The sequence below is a fragment of the Actinomadura violacea genome, from assembly GCF_017573465.1.
Classification (GTDB): domain Bacteria; phylum Actinomycetota; class Actinomycetes; order Streptosporangiales; family Streptosporangiaceae; genus Spirillospora; species Spirillospora violacea.
Genome location: NZ_JAGEPF010000020.1, coordinates 173297 through 193505, shown reverse-complemented (window position 1 = coordinate 193505; position 20209 = coordinate 173297). Strand labels below are relative to the sequence as shown.

The 20209-nt window shown below is 72.4% G+C and carries 18 protein-coding genes and 1 pseudogene; 7 read left to right on the top strand and 12 right to left on the bottom strand.

Going from position 1 to position 20209, the window contains the following annotated elements; all coding sequences use genetic code 11:
* Window positions 1-48: 48 nt before the first annotated feature.
* The 4 genes from clpX to tig all read right to left on the bottom strand — a co-directional run bounded on the left by clpX (window position 49) and on the right by tig (window position 4571).
* Window positions 49-1323 (bottom strand): ATP-dependent Clp protease ATP-binding subunit ClpX, encoded by a 1275-nt coding sequence (clpX, locus tag J4709_RS31750; RefSeq protein WP_151545781.1) that lies wholly within the window; start codon window positions 1321-1323, stop codon window positions 49-51.
* A gap of 169 nt (window positions 1324-1492) precedes the next feature.
* Window positions 1493-2155, bottom strand: a complete 663-nt coding sequence (locus tag J4709_RS31745) for an ATP-dependent Clp protease proteolytic subunit (protein ID WP_208246257.1) — start codon at window positions 2153-2155, stop codon at window positions 1493-1495.
* Window positions 2156-2216: 61 nt separating this feature from the next.
* Window positions 2217-2849 (bottom strand): ClpP family protease, encoded by a 633-nt coding sequence (locus J4709_RS31740; protein WP_232384347.1) that lies wholly within the window; start codon window positions 2847-2849, stop codon window positions 2217-2219.
* Between the two features lie 219 nt (window positions 2850-3068).
* The gene (gene tig, locus J4709_RS31735; protein ID WP_208246152.1) at window positions 3069-4571 is read right to left on the bottom strand and encodes a trigger factor; all 1503 of its coding nucleotides are present in this window, start codon (window positions 4569-4571) and stop codon (window positions 3069-3071) included.
* Window positions 4572-4875: 304 nt separating this feature from the next.
* Between tig and J4709_RS31730 the strand changes: the two genes are divergently transcribed.
* On the top strand, window positions 4876-6048 hold the full coding sequence (locus tag J4709_RS31730) for a DMT family transporter (RefSeq protein ID WP_208246150.1): 1173 nt from the start codon (window positions 4876-4878) through the stop codon (window positions 6046-6048).
* 108 nt (window positions 6049-6156) lie between these two features.
* Here the strand turns inward: J4709_RS31730 and J4709_RS31725 are convergent, their stop codons facing one another.
* Window positions 6157-8691: a Tex family protein gene (locus tag J4709_RS31725; protein ID WP_208246255.1), complete on the bottom strand. Its 2535-nt coding sequence runs from the start codon at window positions 8689-8691 to the stop codon at window positions 6157-6159.
* Window positions 8692-8948: 257 nt separating this feature from the next.
* Here J4709_RS31725 and J4709_RS31720 point away from each other — a divergent pair, with 257 nt between their 5' ends.
* Together J4709_RS31720 and J4709_RS31715 are read left to right on the top strand one after the other, a co-directional pair.
* Window positions 8949-10247, top strand: coding sequence for a sensor histidine kinase (locus J4709_RS31720; RefSeq protein WP_307801704.1), 1299 nt, complete (start codon window positions 8949-8951; stop codon window positions 10245-10247).
* The gene (locus J4709_RS31715; protein WP_173095621.1) at window positions 10199-10843 is read left to right on the top strand and encodes a LuxR C-terminal-related transcriptional regulator; all 645 of its coding nucleotides are present in this window, start codon (window positions 10199-10201) and stop codon (window positions 10841-10843) included. Before J4709_RS31720 ends, J4709_RS31715 begins: the two co-directional genes overlap by 49 nt.
* A 22-nt stretch (window positions 10844-10865) precedes the next feature.
* Here the strand turns inward: J4709_RS31715 and J4709_RS31710 are convergent, their stop codons facing one another.
* Window positions 10866-11282: a cupin domain-containing protein gene (locus tag J4709_RS31710; RefSeq protein WP_208246146.1), complete on the bottom strand. Its 417-nt coding sequence runs from the start codon at window positions 11280-11282 to the stop codon at window positions 10866-10868.
* Between the two features lie 61 nt (window positions 11283-11343).
* Here J4709_RS31710 and J4709_RS31705 point away from each other — a divergent pair, with 61 nt between their 5' ends.
* A complete protein-coding gene (locus J4709_RS31705; RefSeq protein WP_208246144.1) occupies window positions 11344-11823 on the top strand; it encodes a MarR family winged helix-turn-helix transcriptional regulator in 480 nt (159 codons plus the stop codon).
* A 206-nt stretch (window positions 11824-12029) separates the two neighbouring features.
* A complete protein-coding gene (locus tag J4709_RS31700) occupies window positions 12030-13865 on the top strand; it encodes a glycosyl hydrolase family 18 protein (RefSeq protein WP_208246142.1) in 1836 nt (611 codons plus the stop codon).
* 104 nt (window positions 13866-13969) lie between these two features.
* On the opposite strand, the gene J4709_RS31695 is transcribed toward J4709_RS31700, so the two are convergent.
* The 3 genes from J4709_RS31695 to J4709_RS31685 form a co-directional block, all read right to left on the bottom strand.
* The gene (locus tag J4709_RS31695; RefSeq protein WP_208246140.1) at window positions 13970-14851 is read right to left on the bottom strand and encodes a nucleotidyl transferase AbiEii/AbiGii toxin family protein; all 882 of its coding nucleotides are present in this window, start codon (window positions 14849-14851) and stop codon (window positions 13970-13972) included.
* Window positions 14848-15477: a hypothetical protein gene (locus J4709_RS31690; RefSeq protein ID WP_208246138.1), complete on the bottom strand. Its 630-nt coding sequence runs from the start codon at window positions 15475-15477 to the stop codon at window positions 14848-14850. The genes J4709_RS31695 and J4709_RS31690 overlap by 4 nt, the downstream gene beginning before the upstream one ends.
* Before the next feature lie 75 nt (window positions 15478-15552).
* Window positions 15553-16344 (bottom strand): SDR family NAD(P)-dependent oxidoreductase, encoded by a 792-nt coding sequence (locus J4709_RS31685; RefSeq protein ID WP_208246136.1) that lies wholly within the window; start codon window positions 16342-16344, stop codon window positions 15553-15555.
* 86 nt (window positions 16345-16430) lie between these two features.
* Here J4709_RS31685 and J4709_RS31680 point away from each other — a divergent pair, with 86 nt between their 5' ends.
* Window positions 16431-17030: a TetR/AcrR family transcriptional regulator gene (locus J4709_RS31680; RefSeq protein ID WP_208246134.1), complete on the top strand. Its 600-nt coding sequence runs from the start codon at window positions 16431-16433 to the stop codon at window positions 17028-17030.
* The gene (locus J4709_RS31675; RefSeq protein ID WP_208246132.1) at window positions 17027-17740 is read left to right on the top strand and encodes an HAD family hydrolase; all 714 of its coding nucleotides are present in this window, start codon (window positions 17027-17029) and stop codon (window positions 17738-17740) included. Before J4709_RS31680 ends, J4709_RS31675 begins: the two co-directional genes overlap by 4 nt.
* Here the strand turns inward: J4709_RS31675 and J4709_RS31670 are convergent.
* From J4709_RS31670 to J4709_RS56405, 3 genes and pseudogenes are all read right to left on the bottom strand, one after another.
* Window positions 17730-18014, bottom strand: a complete 285-nt coding sequence (locus J4709_RS31670; protein ID WP_208246130.1) for a YciI family protein — start codon at window positions 18012-18014, stop codon at window positions 17730-17732. The genes J4709_RS31675 and J4709_RS31670 overlap by 11 nt on opposite strands.
* Before the next feature lie 68 nt (window positions 18015-18082).
* On the bottom strand, window positions 18083-18940 hold the full coding sequence (locus tag J4709_RS31665; RefSeq protein ID WP_208246128.1) for a LysR family transcriptional regulator: 858 nt from the start codon (window positions 18938-18940) through the stop codon (window positions 18083-18085).
* Between the two features lie 560 nt (window positions 18941-19500).
* A pseudogene (locus J4709_RS56405) lies at window positions 19501-19743 on the bottom strand (tetratricopeptide repeat protein); the annotation flags it as partial.
* Between the last annotated feature and the right edge of the window lie 466 nt (window positions 19744-20209).

Below are 20209 nucleotides of genomic sequence, written 5' to 3'. Positions count from 1 at the left end.
GCAGTGGTCCGCGCTTTCTGCGGACACACTGCCCCGATCACACCCCGATCAGGCGCTCTTCTCGCGCGGCTCCCGCTTGGGGCGGTCGCGCGGGACGAGCGTCGGGTTGACGTGCTCCAGGACCGCCTCGCGGGTGATCACCACGCGCGCGACGTCCTGCCGGCTCGGCACCTCGTACATCACCGAGAGCAGGACCTCCTCCATGATCGCGCGGAGGCCGCGGGCGCCGGTGCCGCGCAGGATGGCCTGGTCGGCGATCGCCTCAAGGGCGTCGTCGGTGAACTCCAGGTCGACCCCGTCCAGCTCGAAGAGGCGGTGGTACTGGCGCACCAGCGCGTTCTTCGGCTCGGTCAGGATGTTGATCAGCGCTTCCCGGTCCAGGTTGTGCACCGAGGTGATCACCGGGAGCCGGCCGACGAACTCGGGGATCATGCCGAACTTCAGCAGGTCCTCCGGCATCACGTCGCCGAGCACCGCCGAGGACTCCTCGAAGTCGGACTTGGAGCGGATCTGGGCGCCGAAGCCCATCCCCTGCTTGCCCACCCGGGACTCGACGATCTTCTCCAGGCCGGCGAACGCGCCGCCGCAGATGAACAGCACGTTCGTGGTGTCGATCTGGATGAACTCCTGGTGCGGGTGCTTGCGGCCGCCCTGCGGCGGGACGCTCGCGGTGGTGCCCTCCAGGATCTTCAGCAGCGCCTGCTGGACGCCCTCGCCCGAGACGTCCCTGGTGATCGACGGGTTCTCGCTCTTGCGGGCGATCTTGTCGACCTCGTCGATGTAGATGATCCCGGTCTCGGCCTTCTTGACGTCGTAGTCGGCCGCCTGGATCAGTTTGAGGAGGATGTTCTCGACATCCTCGCCGACATATCCGGCCTCCGTCAGCGCCGTGGCGTCCGCGATGGCGAACGGGACGTTGAGGAGTTTGGCGAGCGTCTGCGCGAGCAGCGTCTTGCCGGATCCGGTCGGGCCGAGCAGCAGGATGTTGGACTTGCCCAGTTCCACCTGGTCGTCCCGGCCCACGTCACCCGACTGGATCCGCTTGTAGTGGTTGTAGACGGCGACCGACAGCGCCTTCTTCGCCGTCTCCTGCCCGATGACGTAGGAGTCCAGGAACTCGTAGATCTCCCGCGGCTTGGGCAGGTTGTCCCACTTCAGGTCGGAGGTCTCGGAGAGCTCCTCCTCGATGATCTCGTTGCAGAGATCGATGCACTCGTCGCAGATGTACACGCCCGGACCCGCGATGAGCTTCTTGACCTGCTTCTGGCTCTTCCCGCAGAACGAGCACTTGAGCAGATCACCACCGTCGCCGATGCGTGCCACCCAACTGTCTCCTTTTCGTGGGGCCGCCCGTCTGAGAGGGTGCGGCGCGGCCGGCTGGCGTCCCGAGGGCTCTCGACGTTGGACTCGACGTTACCGCCTCCAACGGACTCGGTGAGCCCCTCGCCCGGAAGTATGGCCACCGGGCTCGGGACTCCCGCGTCCTACGTCCTCAGGACGACACTACCTCCGCCTTGCGCTTCCTGCTGGCGAAGACATCGTCGATGAGACCGTACTCCTTGGCCTCATCGGCGGTGAGGATCTTGTCGCGCTCGATGTCGCGGCGGACCTCGTCGATGCTCTTGCCGCTGTGCTCGGCCAGGATCGTCTCCAGCAGCTCGCGGATCCGCATGATCTCGCGGGCCTGGATCTCGATGTCGCTGGACTGGCCGTAGGTGCCCTCGGTCGCGGGCTGGTGGATCAGGATCCGCGAGTTCGGCAGCGCCGCCCGCTTGCCCGGCGTACCGGCCCCGAGCAGCACCGCGGCGGCCGAGGCGGCCTGGCCGATGCAGACCGTCTGGATGTCGGGCTTGACGAACTGCATCGTGTCGTAGATCGCCGTCATGGCGGTGAACGAGCCGCCGGGCGAGTTGATGTAGATGCTGATGTCGCGGTCCGGGTCGATCGACTCCAGCGTGATCAGCTGGGCCATCACGTCGTTGGCGGACGCGTCGTCGATCTGCACGCCGAGGAAGATGATCCGCTCCTCGAAGAGCTTGTTGTACGGGTTCATCTCCTTGACCCCGTACGTGGTGCGCTCGACGAAGGAGGGGATGATGTACCGGTTGTCGACCGGCGTCGGGGACCCGCCCGCCTGGACGCCGGGCCGGGTCAGATCGCTGAAGCCGGGTCGGATGAGATCGCTCACTGTGTGCCTCCGATAGTGATTCAGGTCGTCAGGAGACCGTGCCCTCGGAGGGCACCTGGTTGGCGCTGAGCACCACGTGGTCGACGAATCCGTAGTCCTTGGCCTCGTCGGCGGTGAACCAGCGGTCCCGGTCCGAGTCGCGCTCGATCTGGTCGAGCGGCTGGCCGGTGTGCACGGCGATCTTCTCGGCGAGCGTCTTCTTGACGTACAGCATCTGCTCGGCCTGGATCTTGATGTCGGACGCGGTGCCGCCGATGCCGCCGGACGGCTGGTGCATCATGATCCGGGCGTGCGGCAGGGCGTAGCGCTTGCCCGTGGTGCCCGCGCACAGCAGGAACTGGCCCATCGAGGCGGCCAGCCCCATCCCGACCGTCACGATGTCGTTCGGGACGTACTGCATGATGTCGTAGATCGCCATGCCGGCGGTGACGGAGCCACCTGGCGAGTTGATGTAGAGCGTGATGTCGCGGCGGCCGTCCTCGGCCGACAGCAGCAGGAGCTCGGCGCAGATGCGGTTGGCGATGTCGTCGTCGACCTGCTGGCCGAGGAAGACGATGCGCTCGCGCAGCAGCCGCTGGAACAGCTGGTCGCCCAGGGGCAGCAGGGGCGCCTCGGCCACCCGCGCCTGGATCCGCGACGACTCGTCGAAAGTCGGAGGCATGCTCACCGGGTGTTCCTCCGGTCCTTTTAATCGGTTCGGATGATTGGACAGTAACGCGCTCACGACCCCCTTTAAGCCCGGGGGGCCGCGTTTTCGCCAGGGGCGTACCCACGCCCTCGCGAGGTATGGACGATCTCCGCGAACGCGACACGCCCCGCACCCGGAGCTCGGGTGCGGGGCGTGTCGGGAACGCGCAGGACGGCCTGTGCCGCCCTCGCCCTACTTCTTGTCGCCGTCCTCGGCGCCGGCCTCCGGGGCCTCCTCAGCGGCGGCCTCAGCCGTCTCCGCGAGGGTCTCCTCGGCGGACTCCTCGGCGGACTCCTCGGCGGACTCCTCGGCCGCGGCGGTCTCAGCCTCGGTGTCGGCGTCGGTCTCGGCTTCAGCCTCGGCGGCCTCGCCGTTCAGCTCGCGCTGCACGGCCTCGACGTCGATCTCGTTGCCGGACTCGTCCTTGACCTTGACGTGCTCGACCACGAGGTTCAGCGCCTTGCTGCGCAGCACCTCCGACACGATCGCCGGCAGCTGGTTGTTCTGGGTGAGGTACTCGGCGAGCTGCTGCGGCGCCACGCCCATCTGCATGGCCTGCGTGACGACGTACTCGCTGAGCTCCTCGTTCTCGACGTTCAGCTCCTCCTGGACGGCGAGCTGGTCGAGGACGAAGCCGCCCTTGACGGCGAGCCGGGCCGCGTCGGCGACCTCGGTGTCGAACTCCTCTTCGGACTTCTCCTCGTCGGAGAGGTAGTCCTCCTTGGTCATGCCCGCCATCTGGAGCTGCTGCTCCAGCTGCTGGTTGCGGCGGCCGATCTCCTCCTCCACCACCTTCTCGGGCAGCGGGATGTCGATCTTCTCCAGCAGCGCCTCGAGGGCCTTGTCGCGCGCGTCGGACAGCTGCTGCAGCTTGACCTGCCGGCCGAGCCGGACGCGGACGTCCTCGCGCAGCTCGCCGATGGTGTCGAACTCGCTGGCGAGCTGGGCGAACTCGTCGTCCAGCTCGGGCAGGTTCTTCACCTTCACGCTCTGCACCGTGACGGTGATCTCGGCCTCCTCGCCGGCGTGCTCGCCGCCCGCGAGGGTGCCGGTGAAGGTCTTGTCCTCGCCGGCGGACAGGCCGACCAGCGCCTCGTCCAGGCCCTCGATGGCCGACTTGCTGCCGACCTCGTAGGAGTAGCCGGTGGTGGAGGCGTCCGCCACCTCCTCGCCGTCGATGCGGGCGACCAGGTCGACGGTGGCGAAGTCGCCCTCCTCGACGGCGCGCTCGGCGGTGGTCAGCGACGCGAACCGCTCGCGCAGGTTGCCGACGGTCTCCTCGACCTGCTCGTCGGTCACCTCGGCGTCGTCGACGACGACCTCGATGCCGTCGTAGTCCGGCACCTCGAACTTCGGCCGGATGTCGACCTCGGCGGTGAAGGCGAACTGGGAGCCGTCGTCCAGCTCCGTCACCTCGACCTCCGGCTGGCCGAGAACGAAGATCTCGGTCTCCTCGACGGCGCGGCCGTACAGCTCGGGAAGCGCGTCGTTGACCGCCTCCTGCAGGACCGCACCCCGGCCGACGTACTTGTCGATCAGCGGGGCGGGGACCTTGCCGGGCCGGAAGCCCTTGATCCGCACCTGCTGCGAGATCTCCTTGTACGCCTTGTCGAGGTTCGGCTTGAGCTCGTCGAACGGAACCTCGACGGTGAGCTTGACCCGGGTGGGGGTCAGCTCCTCGACATCGGTCTTCACTGGGGTAGGTCTCCTTGATCGGGCGCTGTCTCCGCCGCGGCGTTCGACGCGTGCTCTTTCCTGCCTGCGAGCGCCCGGCCTCGGCGCACACGGCCGCGATGCCGCGCCCGTCTGCGTCTTCTCAGCCGGTCGGTCTTCGCGGGCGCGGGCATGCCGAGATGCGGCTCCGCGCCCTCGCGCGCCAAGTCTATGGGGTAGCGGCGGCGTCTGCGGACATCGCGGGGGGCTCGGACCGGCGAATCCCTGTCAACAATCCCGTACAGGCAGTGACATTTGACACCCGGACCCCCCATACTCGTCCGGGATGAACGGGATAGCCGCGGCCTTCAGCGCGACCGGCCTCTACTACCTGGGGTTCGCCGTCTTCAAACTGGCGGCGGACCGGATGGCCCCTGTGCGGGGCAACCGGATCCTGCACATGATCTGGACGATCGTGAGCAACTGGATCTTCCTCCTCGCCCTGGCCGTCGTGCTCGGCGGGCTCGGCCTGCAGATCGTGGCGCTCGGCAAGCTGCCGCTGTCCACCGCGGTGCCGATCTTCATGTCCGGGGTCGTCCCGCTGCTGCTGATCGCGATGGTGTTCTTCGGCGAGCGGCTCACCGCCCGCGAGTGGCTCAGCCTGCTGCTGATCGCCGCCGCGATCCTGCTGCTCACCGCGTCCATCAGCGGCCACGAGCCGATCCGGTCGGGCGGCGTGCCGCTGTGGAAGATCGCGGTGGTGGTGGCGCCGGCGGTGCTGGTGCCGGTGCTGATCCTGGTGCTCGGCGACCACCGGCCCGACGGCCGGCACGCCCGCCCCGTCACGGGCATCGCCTACGGGCTGAGCTCGGGGTTCCCGGTCGGCACCGCGGAGCTGGCGATCAAGGGGTGGAGCGACGACGCGCACGCCACCGGCCTGCGGATCGCCGCGACGCCCTGGCCGTACCTGACGGTGCTCGCGGCGGCGATCGGCTTCGGGATCATGGTGATGGCGTTCCAGCGCTGCCGGGTGTCGATCGTGGCGACCGTGATGACGGTGAGCGCCAAGTCGTTCCTGCTGACCATGGGCACCTTCATGTACGCCGAGTCGTGGCCGAAGGACATGGGGCACTCGGCGATGCGGTTCGGCGCGCTGCTGCTCGGCGCGGTCGCCGTCCTGCAGTTCCCGCGGCACCGCCCCGTCGCGGAGGACGACCGCCCGCACGAGGAGGTCTCCGCCGCGCAGGACCCGTTCGGCGGTCCGGCGGTGGGCGGCCCGGCGCTCGGTGGTCCGCAGCTCGGGCAGCAGCGGCCGCCCGCCCCGCAGGTGCCGCCGCAGGCCGCGCCGGAGCAGTACTCGGTGCCGCCGCAGCGCAGCCCGTACGCGCAGGATCCGCTGGGCACGGGCCCTTACAACATTCCGGGCCGCCCGCCGCCCGGGCCGCCGCGCCGCTCCCCCGCGCCGGAGCAGCACACCGAGACGGGCTCGGACGGCCGCTGGCGCGGGACCGGCCGCTGACCGGAACGGGCCAGATCGCCGCCGGGCGACGCTGAACCGCCGCGAGCCGCCGCCCCGGGGTGACCGGGGACGACGGCTCGCAGCGGATGAACGCCCGTCGGGGTCGGCTCAGCGGGACTTACGGTCGCCGCCGGGCAGGCCCTTGTCGAGGCCGGCGCGCCGGAGGGCGTCGGCCATCGCGCCGCCGCCGGAGGAGCCGCCATGACCGGACCGGCCGCGTCCGCCGCCCTGGCCCTGGTTCTGGCCGCGCCCGCCGCCGCCCTGGCCTTGGTTCTGGCCGCGTCCGCCCTGGTTGCGACCGCCCTGCCCGCGCCCGCCCTGGTTGCGTCCGCCGCCCTGGCCGCCGCCTTGGCCGCCGTTCTGGCCGCCGCCGCCCTGGTTGCGGCCGCCGCCCTGGGCGCCCCGGCCCGGCCGGCGCTGGTCGCGGTCGCGGGGCTCGCCGCCGCGTCCGCCCCGCTGGTCGCGGCCCGGCTCGTCGTCCAGCCGCAGGGTCAGCGAGATCCGCTTGCGCTGCAGGTCGACGTCCAGGACCTTCACCCGGACGATGTCGCCGGGCTTGACGACCTCGCGCGGGTCCTCGACGTACTTGTCCGACATCGCGGAGATGTGGACGAGCCCGTCCTGGTGGACGCCGACGTCCACGAACGCGCCGAACGCGGCGACGTTGGTGACGACGCCCTCCAGCAGCATCCCGGCCTCGAGGTCGGAGAGCTTGTCGACGCCCTCCTTGAACGTGGCCGTCTTGAACGCCGGGCGCGGGTCGCGGCCGGGCTTCTCCAGCTCGGCGAGGATGTCGGACACCGTCGGCAGCCCGAAGGTGTCGTCGACGAACTCGCCGGGCTTCAGCGAGCGCAGCACGGCTGTGTTGCCGATGAGCGCCTTGATGTCGCTGCCCGCGGCCTCCAGGATGCGGCGCACGACCGGGTAGGACTCGGGGTGCACGCTGGACGCGTCGAGCGGGTCGTCGCCGCCCGGGATGCGCAGGAAGCCCGCGCACTGCTCGAACGCCTTCGGGCCGAGCCGCGGGACGTCCTTGAGCCCGGAGCGGCTGCGGAACGGGCCGTTGGCGTCGCGGTGGGCGACGATGTTGTCGGCGAGGCCCTCGCCGATGCCCGACACACGGGTGAGCAGCGGCGCGGACGCGGTGTTGACGTCCACGCCGACCGCGTTCACGCAGTCCTCGACGACGGCGTCGAGGGAGCGCGACAGCTTCACCTCGGACACGTCGTGCTGGTACTGGCCGACGCCGATCGACTTCGGGTCGATCTTGACGAGCTCGGCGAGCGGGTCCTGCAGGCGGCGGGCGATGGACACCGCGCCGCGCAGCGAGACGTCCATGCCGGGCAGCTCGCGGCCCGCGTACTCCGACGCCGAGTACACCGACGCGCCCGCCTCCGACACCATGATCTTGGTGAGCTTGAGGTCGGGGTACCGGGCGATCAGGTCGGCGGCGAGCTTGTCGGTCTCGCGGGACGCGGTGCCGTTGCCGATGGACACCAGGTCGACGTTGTGCTCGCGGGCGAGCTTGGCGAGGGTCTCGATCGACTCGTCCCACTTCCGCCGCGGCTCGTGCGGGTAGATCGTGTCGGTCGCGGTCACCTTGCCGGTGGCGTCGACCACGGCGACCTTCACGCCGGTGCGCAGGCCCGGGTCCAGGCCCATGGTGGAGCGGGTGCCGGCGGGCGCGGCGAGCAGCAGGTCGCGCAGGTTCGCGGCGAACACCCGGACGGCCTCGTCCTCGGCCTCCTGCCGCAGCCGGGTGCGCAGGTCGATGCCGAGGTGCACGAGGATGCGGGTGCGCCAGGCCCAGCGGACGGCGTCGGCCAGCCACCGGTCGCCGGGGCGGCCCTGGTCGGCGATCCGGAACCGGCGCGCGATCTCCGCCTCGTAGGAGCTGCGGGCGGCCGGGTCCTCGGGCGCGTCCTCCGGCTCCAGGTCGAGGTCGAGGACCTCCTCCTTCTCGCCGCGGAACAGCGCGAGGACGCGGTGCGAGGGCAGCTTGGCGAACGGCTCGGCGAACTCGAAGTAGTCGGCGAACTTCGCGCCCGTCTCCTGCTTGCCGTCGCGGACCCGGGACACCATGCGCCCCTGGTTCCACATGCGCTCGCGCAGCGCGCCGATGAGGTCGGCGTCCTCGGCGAACCGCTCCACGAGGATGGCGCGCGCGCCCTCCAGCGCGGCGGCCGCGTCGGCGACGCCCTTCTCGGCGTCCACGTAGCCGGCGGCCTCGGCCTGCGGGTCGCGGGACGGGTCGGCCAGCAGCAGGTCGGCGAGCGGCTCGAGGCCGGCCTCGCGGGCGATCTGCGCCTTGGTGCGCCGCTTGGGCTTGTACGGGAGGTAGATGTCCTCCAGCCGGGCCTTGGAGTCGGCCGCCATGATCTGCGCGCGCAGCTCGCCGGTGAGCTTGCCCTGCGACTCGATCGACTCCAGGATCGCGGCGCGGCGCTCGTCCAGCTCGCGCAGGTAGCGGAGCCGCTCCTCCAGCGCGCGCAGCTGCGCGTCGTCGAGCGCGCCGGTCGCCTCCTTGCGGTAGCGGGCGATGAACGGGACGGTCGCCCCGCCGTCGAGCAGGTCCACCGCGACCCGCACCTGCCCGTCGCGGACGCCGATCTCCTCGGCGATGCGCTCGGTGATGGGCCGGATCGAGGGCTCGTCGCCCTCCTGGCCGGCGGACGTCTGGCTGATGGTCGCTGTCACAGCTTCGATTCGCTTTCTCCCCTGGGTGTCGCCTGTGCATTGTCCAGGGATCGGGGCCGGTTGTCTTGTCACCGGTCGAATGACGGTGGGTCCAGCACCACCCGTCCGGCGGGGGAAGAGTGGGTCTAGCACCACCGAGCCCTGGATCGCGCTCGACCACAATGGTGGAGATCCACCGCTATGGCGATTCCTTGGAGGACCGGGTGAGCGAGCTACTGCGCAAGTACTGGCGCCGCGCGCTGAGCTGCACGCTCCCCAGCCTGCTGCGCGGGGTGCTCCAGATCGTCGTGGCGTTCGCGGTGAACCTGCCGCTGTTCATCGTGGCGGTGCTGGCGATCGCGTTCATCCCGCTGGGCGTCGGCGTCGTCCTGGTGCCGGAGGTGTTCCGGGCGATCCGGTCGGTCGCCGACCAGCAGCGCACGTGGGCGGCCGAGTGGTCCGGCGTGAAGATCCCCGTCCCGTACCGGCCGGAGCCGGCCGGGCTCGGGCCGTTCCGGCGGCTCGGGCGGCTGCTGGCCGATCCGGCGTCGTGGCGCGACCTGCTGTGGACGATCGTGAACGTGCCGGTCGCGCTCGTGCTCGGCGTGCTGGCGGGAGGGCTGGCGCTGTACGGGCTGGAGGGCATCTTCGTCGCGCCGTGGCTGGCGTGGGTGAGCGACTACGGGTGGGGCCCGTTCTGGCCGCTGAAGGACTGGGGCGTCGTCGGGATCGCCGGGCCGGTGGTGCTGGGCGCGGTGCTGATCGCGGTGTCGGGGCCGGTCGGGCCGGTGTTCCTGAAGGCGCACGCGCTGTTCTCCCAGTCGCTGCTGGCGCCGACGCGCGCCGCGCTGGCCGCGCGGGTCGAGCAGCTCGCGGAATCGCGGTCGGAGACGGTGGACGCCTCCGCCGCGGAGCTGCGCCGCATCGAGCGGGACCTGCACGACGGCGCGCAGGCCCGGCTGGTGGCGCTGAGCATGAACATCGGGCTGGCCGAGGAGATGATGAAGCATGACCCGGAGATGGCGGCGAAGCTGCTCGCCGAGGCGCGCGAGTCGAGCGGGACGGCGCTGACGGAGCTGCGCGACCTCGTCCGGGGGATCCATCCGCCGGTGCTGGCCGAACGCGGCCTCGACGGCGCGGTGCGCGCGCTGGCGCTGACCCTGCCGCTGCCCGTGGACGTGCACGTCGACCTGCCCGGACGCGCGGAGGCGCCGGTGGAGTCGGCGGCGTACTTCGCGGTGGCGGAGATGCTGGCGAACGTGGTCAAGCACTCGGGTGCGGCGCGGGCGTGGCTCCAGATCGAGCATTCCGGCGGCCGGCTGATTATGATCATCGGGGACGACGGGACGGGCGGCGCGGACCCCGCGGCGGGGAGCGGCATGCGCGGGATCGAGCGCAGGCTCGCGGCCTTCGATGGGACGATGGCCGTGACGAGCCCGCCCGGCGGGCCGACCGTCGTGACCCTGGAGCTGCCGTGCGCGTTGTCATCGCCGAGGATCTCGCCCTCCTCAGGGACGGGCTGATCAGGCTGCTCGGGGCGTTCGGCTTCGAGGTCGTGGAGGCGGTGGACAACGGGCCGTCGCTGCTGCGGGCGCTGACGACGCACCGCCCGGACGTGGCGGTGGTGGACGTCCGGCTGCCGCCGACGTTCACCGACGAGGGGCTGCGGGCGGCGCTGGAGGCCCGCAAGCAGGTGCCGGGGCTGCCGGTGCTGGTGCTGTCGCAGCACGTGGAGCAGCTGTACGCGCGGGAGCTGCTGTCGGACAGCTCGGGCGGCATCGGCTACCTGCTGAAGGACCGGGTGTCGGACGTCAAGCAGTTCGTGGAGGCGGTGCGGCGGGTCGCGGGCGGCGGCACCGCGCTGGATCCGGACGTGGTGGCGCAGCTGCTGACCCGGCACGCCCGCGAGGAGCCGCTGCAGCAGCTGACCCCCCGCGAGCGCGAGGTGCTGGGGCTGATGGCCGAGGGCCGCTCGAACGCGGCGATCGCCGCGAAGCTGTTCGTGACGGAGAAGGCGATCAGCAAGCACACGAACAACATCTTCGGCAAGCTCGGGCTGCCGCCGTCGGAGGACGACAACCGCCGCGTGCTCGCGGTCCTGGCCTATCTCGGCGGCTGACCCGCCGCGCGCCGGTGCAGGGTCACTGCGCCCATGGCGGGACGATCCGCTCGTCGCCCTGCGGCGCCAGCTCGCACTTGCCCGGGTCCACGACCGCGTCGGGGTCGTAGGCCAGGCAGCCGGCGTGGGCGGCGACGAGAGCGGTGAAGCCCTTGTCCGAGGCGGTCAGCTGGCGGGGCAGGTGGGGAGGCAGGACGACGGTGTCGCCGGGTCCGGCCTCCATCTTCCGGCCGTCGAGGTCGACGGTGACGGCGCCGTCGATGAACGTCCACACCTGCTCTGTGTCGAAGGCGTGCAGCGGGCCGGTGCGGCCGGGCGTGGCGTCGACGCGCCAGACGGCGATGCCCTCGGTGCCGCCCTGGGTGGGCGTCGCGAGGGTGGTCATCACGCCGTTCGGCGTCTCGGTGCGGCGGCGGTCGGCGTTGCGTACGAGCGTCATGGTTCCCCATCCCGTAAATTGGTCAATGTGGTTGTCCATATAGTCAACGAGGTTGTCTTTCATGTCAAGCGCCCCGCCCGACCCGCCCGGCTTCGAGCTGCCGCTGCGGCTGCTCCTGGCGTTCCAGGCGATCCTGGATGAGCTGCACGCCGAGCTCGCCCGCGAGGGCCATCCCGGCATGCGGCCGATGCACGGCTTCGTCTTCCAGGCGATCGGCCCGGACGGCACCACGGCCGTGGAGCTCGGCCGCCGGCTCGGCGTGTCCAAGCAGGCCGCGGGCAAGATGGTCGAGTCGCTGGAGCGCGCCGGGTACGTCGAGCGCGCCGCCGACCCGGCGGACGCGCGGCGCAAGATCGTCCGGCTGACCCCGTACGGCGTCGACGCGCTGATGCGATCCGCGCGGATCTTCGACCGGATCCGGGACGACTGGAGCCGGCGGCTCGGCGCCGACCGGGTGCGCGCCCTGGAGGGCACCCTGCGGGCGATGACGCCGGCCGATCCGTGGCGCCTCGACATCCCCGGGTGGTTCGGGACGGCCTGAACCACCGTTCCGGTCTTTCTCCGCGAGGCCGTCCCGTACGTCCCCAGGCAGGCGCCCAGACCACCGGCGCCCGGCCGCCCGGGGCCTCCGGGAGGGCTTGAACGGCCGTGTTCACCCGGTTACCATCACCCCAATTTCTTAGGAAACTTTCCTAAGAGAAAAGCGGGGATTCCTGTTGGTTCGGGGGCACGGACGAACGGAGAATCATGTCCAGACCGGGCGGAAGGCGAGCCGTCGCGCTCGCCACCGCGGCCACCCTCGCACTCGCGACGTCCCTGCTCACGGCGCCACCGGCGCCCGCGGCGGGGGCGGTGACGGCCACCTGCGCCAAGACCTCGGACTGGGGCACCGGCTTCGAGGGCAACTGCACGATCAGCAACGGGACGGGCGCCGCCATCAGCGCCTGGAAGGTCGAGGCCGACCTGCCGTCAGGCACGTCCATCACCTCGGTGTGGAACGCGACGAAGACCGTCTCCGGCGGCCACTACACCTTCGCCAACTCGAGCTGGAACGGGACGGTCGCCGCTGGCGCGACCACGAGCTTCGGCTTCGACGGCACCGGCTCCGGCTGGCTCACCGGCTGCAAGGTCAACGGCGCCGCCTGCGACGGCTCGGGCACCCCGCAGCAGGACACCCAGGCTCCCACCGCTCCCGCGAACCTGCACTCCACGTCCAAGACCGCCACGAGCGTCTCGCTGGCCTGGGACGCCTCGACCGACAACGTCGGTGTCACCGGCTACGACGTGTACAACGGCGCGACCAAGGCCGCCACGGTGTCCGGCACGAGCGCCACCGTCTCCGGCCTGTCCGCCAAGACCGCCTACAGCTTCACCGTCAAGGCGCACGACGCCGCCGGCAACGCGTCCGCCGCGTCCGGCGCCGTGTCCGTCACCACCGACGACGGTGGCGGCGGCAACCCGGGCGGCGGCGGGAACAAGGTCGTCGGCTACTTCACCGACTGGGGCGTCTACCAGCGCGCCTACTACGTGAAGAACATCGACACCAGCGGGTCCGCCGCCAAGCTCACCCACCTCAACTACGCGTTCGGCAACGTCACGGGCGGCCAGTGCGCCATCGGCGACGCCTACGCCGACTACCAGCAGACCTACACCGCCGCGAACAGCGTCGACGGCGTCGCCGACACCTGGGACCAGCCGGTGGCGGGCAGCTTCAACCAGCTCCGCAAGCTGAAGAAGAAGTACCCGAACCTGAAGATCCTCTGGTCGTTCGGCGGCTGGACCTGGTCCGGCGGGTTCGGGCAGGCCGCCGCGAACCCCGCCGCCTTCGCCGACTCCTGCTACAAGCTCGTCAAGGACCCGCGCTGGGCGGACGTGTTCGACGGCATCGACATCGACTGGGAGTACCCGAACGCCTGCGGGCTCTCCTGCGACACCAGCGGCCCCGACGCGTTCAAGAAGCTGATGGGCGCGCTGCGCGCCAAGTTCGGGTCGAGCAGCCTGGTCACGGCCGCGATCACCGCCGACGCGAGCGACGGCGGCAAGATGGACGTGACCGACTACGCGGGCGCCGCCCAGTACGTCGACTGGTTCAACCCGATGACCTACGACTACTTCGGCGCCTGGGACGCGCAGGGGCCGACGGCCCCGCACTCGCCGCTGACGTCCTACCCCGGCATCCCGCACGCGGGCTTCAACACCTCCGACACCATCGCCAAGCTGAAGGCCAAGGGAGTGCCGGCGGGCAAGCTGCTGATCGGCATCGGCTTCTACGGGCGCGGCTGGACGGGCGTCACCCAGTCCGAACCGGGCGGCACCGCGACCGGCGCCGCGCCCGGCACCTACGAGGCCGGCATCGAGGACTACAAGGTCCTCAAGGGCAAATGCCCGGCGACCGGAACCGTCGCGGGCACTGCCTACGCCAAGTGCGGCAGCGAGTGGTGGAGCTACGACACCCCGTCCACCATCGGCGGGAAGATGGCCTACGCCAAGGGCCAGGGCCTGGGCGGCGCCTTCTTCTGGGAGCTGAGCGGGGACACGACGGGCGGTGAGCTGATCACCGCCATCAAGAACGGCCTCGGCTGACGCTGCTCCCCGGGGCGCGCCCTCCCAGCGTCCCGTGAAGCGCGGCCGAGCCCGATGGGGCCCCTGACCGAAACCGGACGCCGGTCAGGGGCCCTTCCACGCGTTCACTCCGGCCACGCGGGCGGCGGCTCCTCCGGGTAGAACACCGGCCACATCAGCTCCCGCACGACGGCCCGGATGTAGTCCCGCGCCGAACCGCGGACCATGGGGTGCTCCGCCCGGAACGCGTCCCAGTCGAAGCCGTCCTCGATCCGGTCGCCGTAGCGCCACACCATGCCCACGAGCAGCCCCGCGTCGGCGAAGTCGTCGTCGGCGGCCAGCAGCTTCGCGGAAGGCCGGACGGCCCTGAGCAGCCAGGTGTCGTACAGGTCCTTGCATTTGGGCTGCGATTCCGTCCACAGCCAGCGGAGCTTCCAGCACAGCGACTGCTCGGGGGTCGCCGCCTTCAGATACAGCGGCGCCTCTCCCGACGGCCGCGGCACGGCGGTCCGGCACGGCGGGACGTGCAGCGGCTCGTCGAAGGCGAAGTCGACCTGGACCGTCCCGCTCGCGTCGCCGCAGTGCCAGGGCAGCGTCAGCCGGAACCCGAACCGGTCGTCCGCCCTGTCGCGCACCAGGCTGTAGTCGTCGCCGTAGGCGTAGATCCTCGACCGCACGACCCGGCTCGGGACGAACCGCAGGCCCTCCATCAGCTCGGTCCGGGGCGCGAGGTCGATGGCGTCGAAGAGTTCCTCGAAGATTCCCGCGGTCCGCCGCTCGTCGTCGTCCCAGACGTCCGAGTCGACCACGAAGTCGAGGTCGTGGGGCCGGCGGGCGTCCTGCCCGTACCAGGCGCGCATCAGCGCGCTGCCGCGCAGCACGAGGTGCTCGCCCCACTTCGACCAGGAGATCGCGTCGAGGACGTGGTCGAGCGCACCCTCGTGCGCGATCTCCTGCAGGGTGGGCTCGTGCGGGGCCATGCCCAGGAGCGGCGGGTCCTCCGTCATCGTGTCTCCTCCGGGTTCTCCTCGATCCAGCCGTCGTCCAGGGACTCGTCGGCGTCGTGCACGACGAACTCCCGCTCCACCGAGACGATCTCGTGGCCGCGCGCCCGCAACTCGCCCGCCAGCGCGTCCAGGCGCCGGGCCGCCGTGCGGGCGCCCACGCACCGGCAGCGCTGCGTGACGAACCGCTCCTGCCGGCCGTCGGCGCGGACGCGCCGGGCGTTGCGGGACAGGTGCGCGGTGTGCGGGCGCGCGGCGCCGGCCAGCGCGGCCGCGTCGAATCCGGGGTCGAGCAGCAGCTTGAGGTGGTGCTCGAAGTAGTACCCGGGGCCGAGCGCGTCGGCGTCGTCGGCGGGGACGCCCGCGTTCCACGGCGCCGCCTCGACCTTCACCCGCGCGACCTCGAAGCCGTCCGCGCGCAGGTCGGCGGTGGTCCGGACGGCGTCGCCGAGGGCGTCGGCGAACGTGCCGCGGGTGCGCAGCGTCAGCATCGGCTGCGAGGCGACCCGGCCGCGGTCCAGGACGATGTGGACGAACTTCAGGCCGCGCGCCGCCGCCCACCCCGCGAGCCGCTCGGCGGCGGCGGGGCGGGCGGTCAGGTGCGTCTCGAAGTCTCCGGCGAAGTCCACACACGGATGGTCGCAAACCGGCCACCGCGGGACCTACCGGTTTTCCGGACGCCGCCTCCGGGAGGCCGCCGGTCCCTAGAAGTCCTGGCCCCCGTCGATCGTGAGGATCTCGCCCGTCATGTACGGGTTGGCCATGAGGAACAGCACGGCGGCCGCGGCCTCGTCGGCGGTCCCGAAGCGGCCGAGCGGGGTCTGCAGCCCGGCCTCCGCCATGGCCTCGTCCCCGGCCCGGTCCGCGCCGGCGCTCAGCACGCCGCGCGCCAGCGGGGTGTCGATCATCCCGTAGCGGACGGTGTTCGCGCGCATCCGGTGCGGCGCGAGGTCCACGGCCAGGGCCCGGGTGAGCGTCTCGATCCCGCCGAGGGCGGAGAGCACCGTCATGCCGGGCCGTGGCCTGACGATCAGGTTGCCGGACGTCAGCGTGATCGATCCGCCCGGGTTCATCCTCGGCACGGCCGTGCGCGCGGCGGCGAGCGCGGGCCACAGCCGCCCGTCGAACGCCCCGCGCGCGGCGTCCCGGGTGACCTCGGTGATCGGCTGGGTGCCGGCGAACCCGCCGGCGGTGAGCAGGACGTGGTCCACGGTGCCGGCGCGCTCGAAGGTCTCCTCGAGCGCCGCGTCGTCGGTGGCGTCGCCCGCGACGCCGAGGACCTCGGCGTCCGGGCCGGCGGCGCGGGCGTGCTCGACGGCCGCGTCCAGCCGCGCCTTGTCGCGCCCGGTCAGCACGACGCGCGCGCCGAGCGAGGCCAGCATCGCGCCGGCGGCCAGGCCGATGCCGGAGCTGCCGCCGAGGATGACGGCGCTCTGCCCGGCGAGGCCCTGGGGCAGCGGGGAGCGGACGGGGATCGGCGTCTCGATGGCGGTCATCGCGTTCTCCTCAAATAAAACATCCGGTTGGTTTAACCATGGTCCACCGGGAGGGGCGAAGTCAACCGGATGGTTTAATTCAGGGCATGACGTACGACGCGGAGGCCACCCGGCGGCGGATCTTCGACGCCGCCACCGCCGAGTTCGCCGCGCACGGGCTCGCCGGGGCCCGGATCGAGCGCATCGCGCTCAAGGCCCGGGCCAACAAGCAGGCGATCTACCTGTACTTCGGCGGCAAGGACAAGCTGTTCGGCGAGGTCGTGCGGTCCAAGGTCGACGAGGTCTGCCACGGCGCCGAGCTCCGGGCCGCCGACTTCGCCGAGGGGATCGGCCGGCTGTTCGACTGGTACCGGGAGAACCCCGACCTGGTCCGGCTGCTGCTGTGGGAGGCCCTGGAGGGCAGCGGCGAGGTCCAGGGCGAGCCCGAGCGCCGCGAGGACTACCGGGCGCGGGTCCGCGAGTTCCAGACCACCGGCGTGGTCCGGGCCCCCGCCGGCGAGGAGGGCACGCGCCTCACGCAGGACCGGATCTTCACCATCCTCGGCCTGGTCGCGTGGAACTTCGCCGTCCCGCAGCTGCGCCGCCTCGTCCTGGACGAGGACGACGACGAGGCGGCCCTCGCGCGCCGCCGCGCGTCCGTCGTGGAGACCGCGCGCGCCCTCGCCGAGGCGGGGATCTTCACGTGACCGGACCGGGCCCGAGCGCGCTCCCGGCGCCGCGCGCCGTCCTGTTCGACCTGGACGGGACGCTGCTCGACCACGCCGGCGCGGCGGCCGAGGCGATCGCCGCGTCGTTCCCGGACGAGGAGCCGGGACGGCTCGTCCGGCGCTGGCTGGAGCTGACCGAGACCTCGGTCGACCGGTACCTGGCGGGCGAGCTGACGTTCGCCGAGCAGCGGCGCGCCCGGATCGTCCCGCTGGCCCGGGAGCTCGGGCTCGGCGACTGGGACGACGCGCGGGCCGACGCGTGGATCGGCGGCTACATCGAGCGGTACGCGGCCGCGTGGCGCGCGTTCCCCGACGTGGCCGGCCCGGTCGCGGCGCTGGCGGGGCGCGGCCTGCGGCTCGGCGTGATCACCAACGGGGACGCCGGCCAGCAGCGCGCGAAGATCGAGGGGATCGGGCTCGCGGACCGGCTGCCGTACCTGGTGACCTCCAGCGAGACCGGCGCGGCCAAGCCCGACCCGGAGATCTTCCGCGTCGCCTGCGCCGGGCTCGGCCTGGACGCGCGCGACGTCGTCTACGTGGGCGACCGGCTGGACGTGGACGCGCGGGGCGCCGCGTCCGCCGGGCTGGCGGGCGTATGGCTCGACCGGTCCGGCGCCCCCGCGCCGGACGGCCTGGACGTGCCCCGCATCACGTCCCTGGACGAGCTGCCCGGGCTGCTCACACCGTGATGCCGGCGAGCGCCGACCGCGTCGGCTCGATCGCGATGATCTCGTAGCGGACGCGTCCGGTGCGCAGGAACGGGTCCCCGGCGGTGATCTCCTCGATGCGCTCGCGGTCGGTGCCGTCGGCGAGGATCACCCCGCCGACGCGCGGGTCGCGGCGCGCGGTGAGCAGGAACGTCCCGGCCTTCATGTGCCGGTCGACGTACTCGTAGTGCTCGGGGATCAGCGCGTCCAGCTCGCCGAGGACGCCGTCGTCGTAGTGCAGCAGCAACAGGAACATGCGGGCAGTGAACGGCGCGTGCGGCCGTCCCGTCCACGAGGCGCCGCCTAAGCCGGATGAGGACGCGCCTAACGCCGCAGACGGCGGGCTATCGCCTCGGCGCGCGCGTGACCGGCATCACGGCGCCAGGCGAGCGCGAACCTCAGGCGCGGCGCGTCCGCGGCGAGGGGCCGCCACACGAGCCCGGGTTCGGCCGCCCACGCGGGGCGCAGCGCGACGATCGGCTCCCCGGACGCCAGCTCGGCCCGCTCGACGGCGCGCCGCGCCGTCGAGACGCGGGTCTCCGGGTCCCAGCCCGCCGCGCGGCAGGCGTCGAGGACCGCGTCGTGGTAGCCGGACGCGAGGCCGCGGTCGAACCACAGCAGCCGCTCCCCCGCCAGGTCGCGCCACGCGACCGCGTCCCGCGCGGCGAGCCGGTGGCCGTCCGCCATCAGGACGCCGAGCGGCTCGTCGTGGACGATCTCGCGCGCCAGCCCGGCGAGGTCGGCGGGCAGCGTCACCACGGCGAGGTCCAGCTCGCGGCGGCGCAGCGCGACGAGCTGCCGGTCGGTCGCGGCATCCTCGTACACGGGCCGGACGCGGGCGTCGCGCGCCGCCGCGCCGAGCCGTCCGGGCAGGTCGGGCGGGACCCCGGGCGGCACGCCGACGACCAGGGCCGCGGTGGCCGACGACGCGTCCGCCACGGCCCGCGCGCCCCGCTCGGCGGCGGCCAGCGCGGCCCGCGCCTCCGGCAGCAGCGCGGCGCCGGCCGGCGTCAGCTCCATCCCGGCGGCGGTCCGGTCGAACAGGGCGGCGCCGAGCTCGCGTTCGAGCCCGCGGATCTGCTGGCTGAGCGAGGGCGAGCGCAGCCCGAGCCGTTCGGCGGCGCGGGTGAGGTTCGCCTCCTCCGCGACCGCGACGAAGTATCTGAGCCGCCGCAGTTCCACGGCCCCAGTCTCCCGGACGCCGCTACCGGTCCGGTGGCTCGGTCCGGGCGAGGACGGCGCGGGCGCGGCTCTCCCCGGCCGCGTTCCCGAGGCTGCGGTACAGGTCGAGGGCCTCGCGGGCGGGCCGCGCCGCCGCCGCGCGGTCGCCGGCGTCCAGCAGGATCTCGGCGAGGGTGCGGCGGCCGCGCGCCTGCCACCAGCGGTCGCCCAGCCCGTCGAACTCCGCGACGGCCCGCCGGACGGTGCCGGCGGCCTCCGCATGGCGGCCGAGCCGGGCGAGCGCGTTGGCCTCCGACACGCCGGTGCGCGCGACGCCCCAGGTGTCGCCGAGGTCGGCGAGGACCCGTCCCGCGGTCCGCACGAACGTCAGTTCGCGCAGGCCGTTGCGGGGATCGCCGACCTCGCCCGCCGCGCGCAGGCAGCGGGCCTCCTCCCACTGCTCGCCGCGCAGCCGGAACGCCTCGGCGGCGCGTTCCAGCGCGGGCGCGGCGAGGCTGTACTTGACCTCGGCCGCGGCCTCGTCGCCGGACGCGTGCAGCGCGCGCCTCGGACGCGAGCACTTCCCCGAGCGCGCGCAGCGTCTGCGCCTCCGAGTACCGGTTGCCATTGCGCTGGAACACCGCGAGCGCGCTCTCCAGCAGTTCGCGGGCCTCCGCATAGCGGCGTTGCGCGAGCCGCAGTTCAGCGAGATTGCGGCGGGTCCGCGCCTGCCACCACGCATCGCCCTCCGCCTCGAACGCCTCGATGGCCTCGGACAGGTAGCGCTGCCCCTCGTCCAGATTGCCCGCGTCCCTGAGGCACATCCCCGTTGACCTCAGCGCGCGCGCCCGCCACCACGTCTCCCGGTTACCGGTGAAGATGCGAAGCGCTTCGGCGGCGTCCTCGCCCGCCAGATCGATCTGACCCTGGTCACCGCGCACCGACGAACGCTCCAGCAGCGCGATGCCGAGCGAACGGTCGTCCAGATGGCCCGCGGCGGTGCAGGTCAGCTCCGCCGCCGCCTTCCACTCCGGCCAGAACACGCGCAGCGAATGGAACAGCGAACACGCCGCCCGCCCCAGCCGCCACACCAGCGTCCACATCCCGCGCTCCGCGCCCTGCCCGAGCAGCGCCGGCAGCGCCGGACGCTCGCTCGTCAGCCAGTCGACCGCCGCGAACCCGAGGCCCGGCACCTGCCCCGAGCCGCGGTGCCAGTCCTGCGGCCACCGGCTCGCCGCGACCCGCTCCGCCCGCTCCCGGTACCCGTCCAGCAGCCGCTCGACCGCCGCG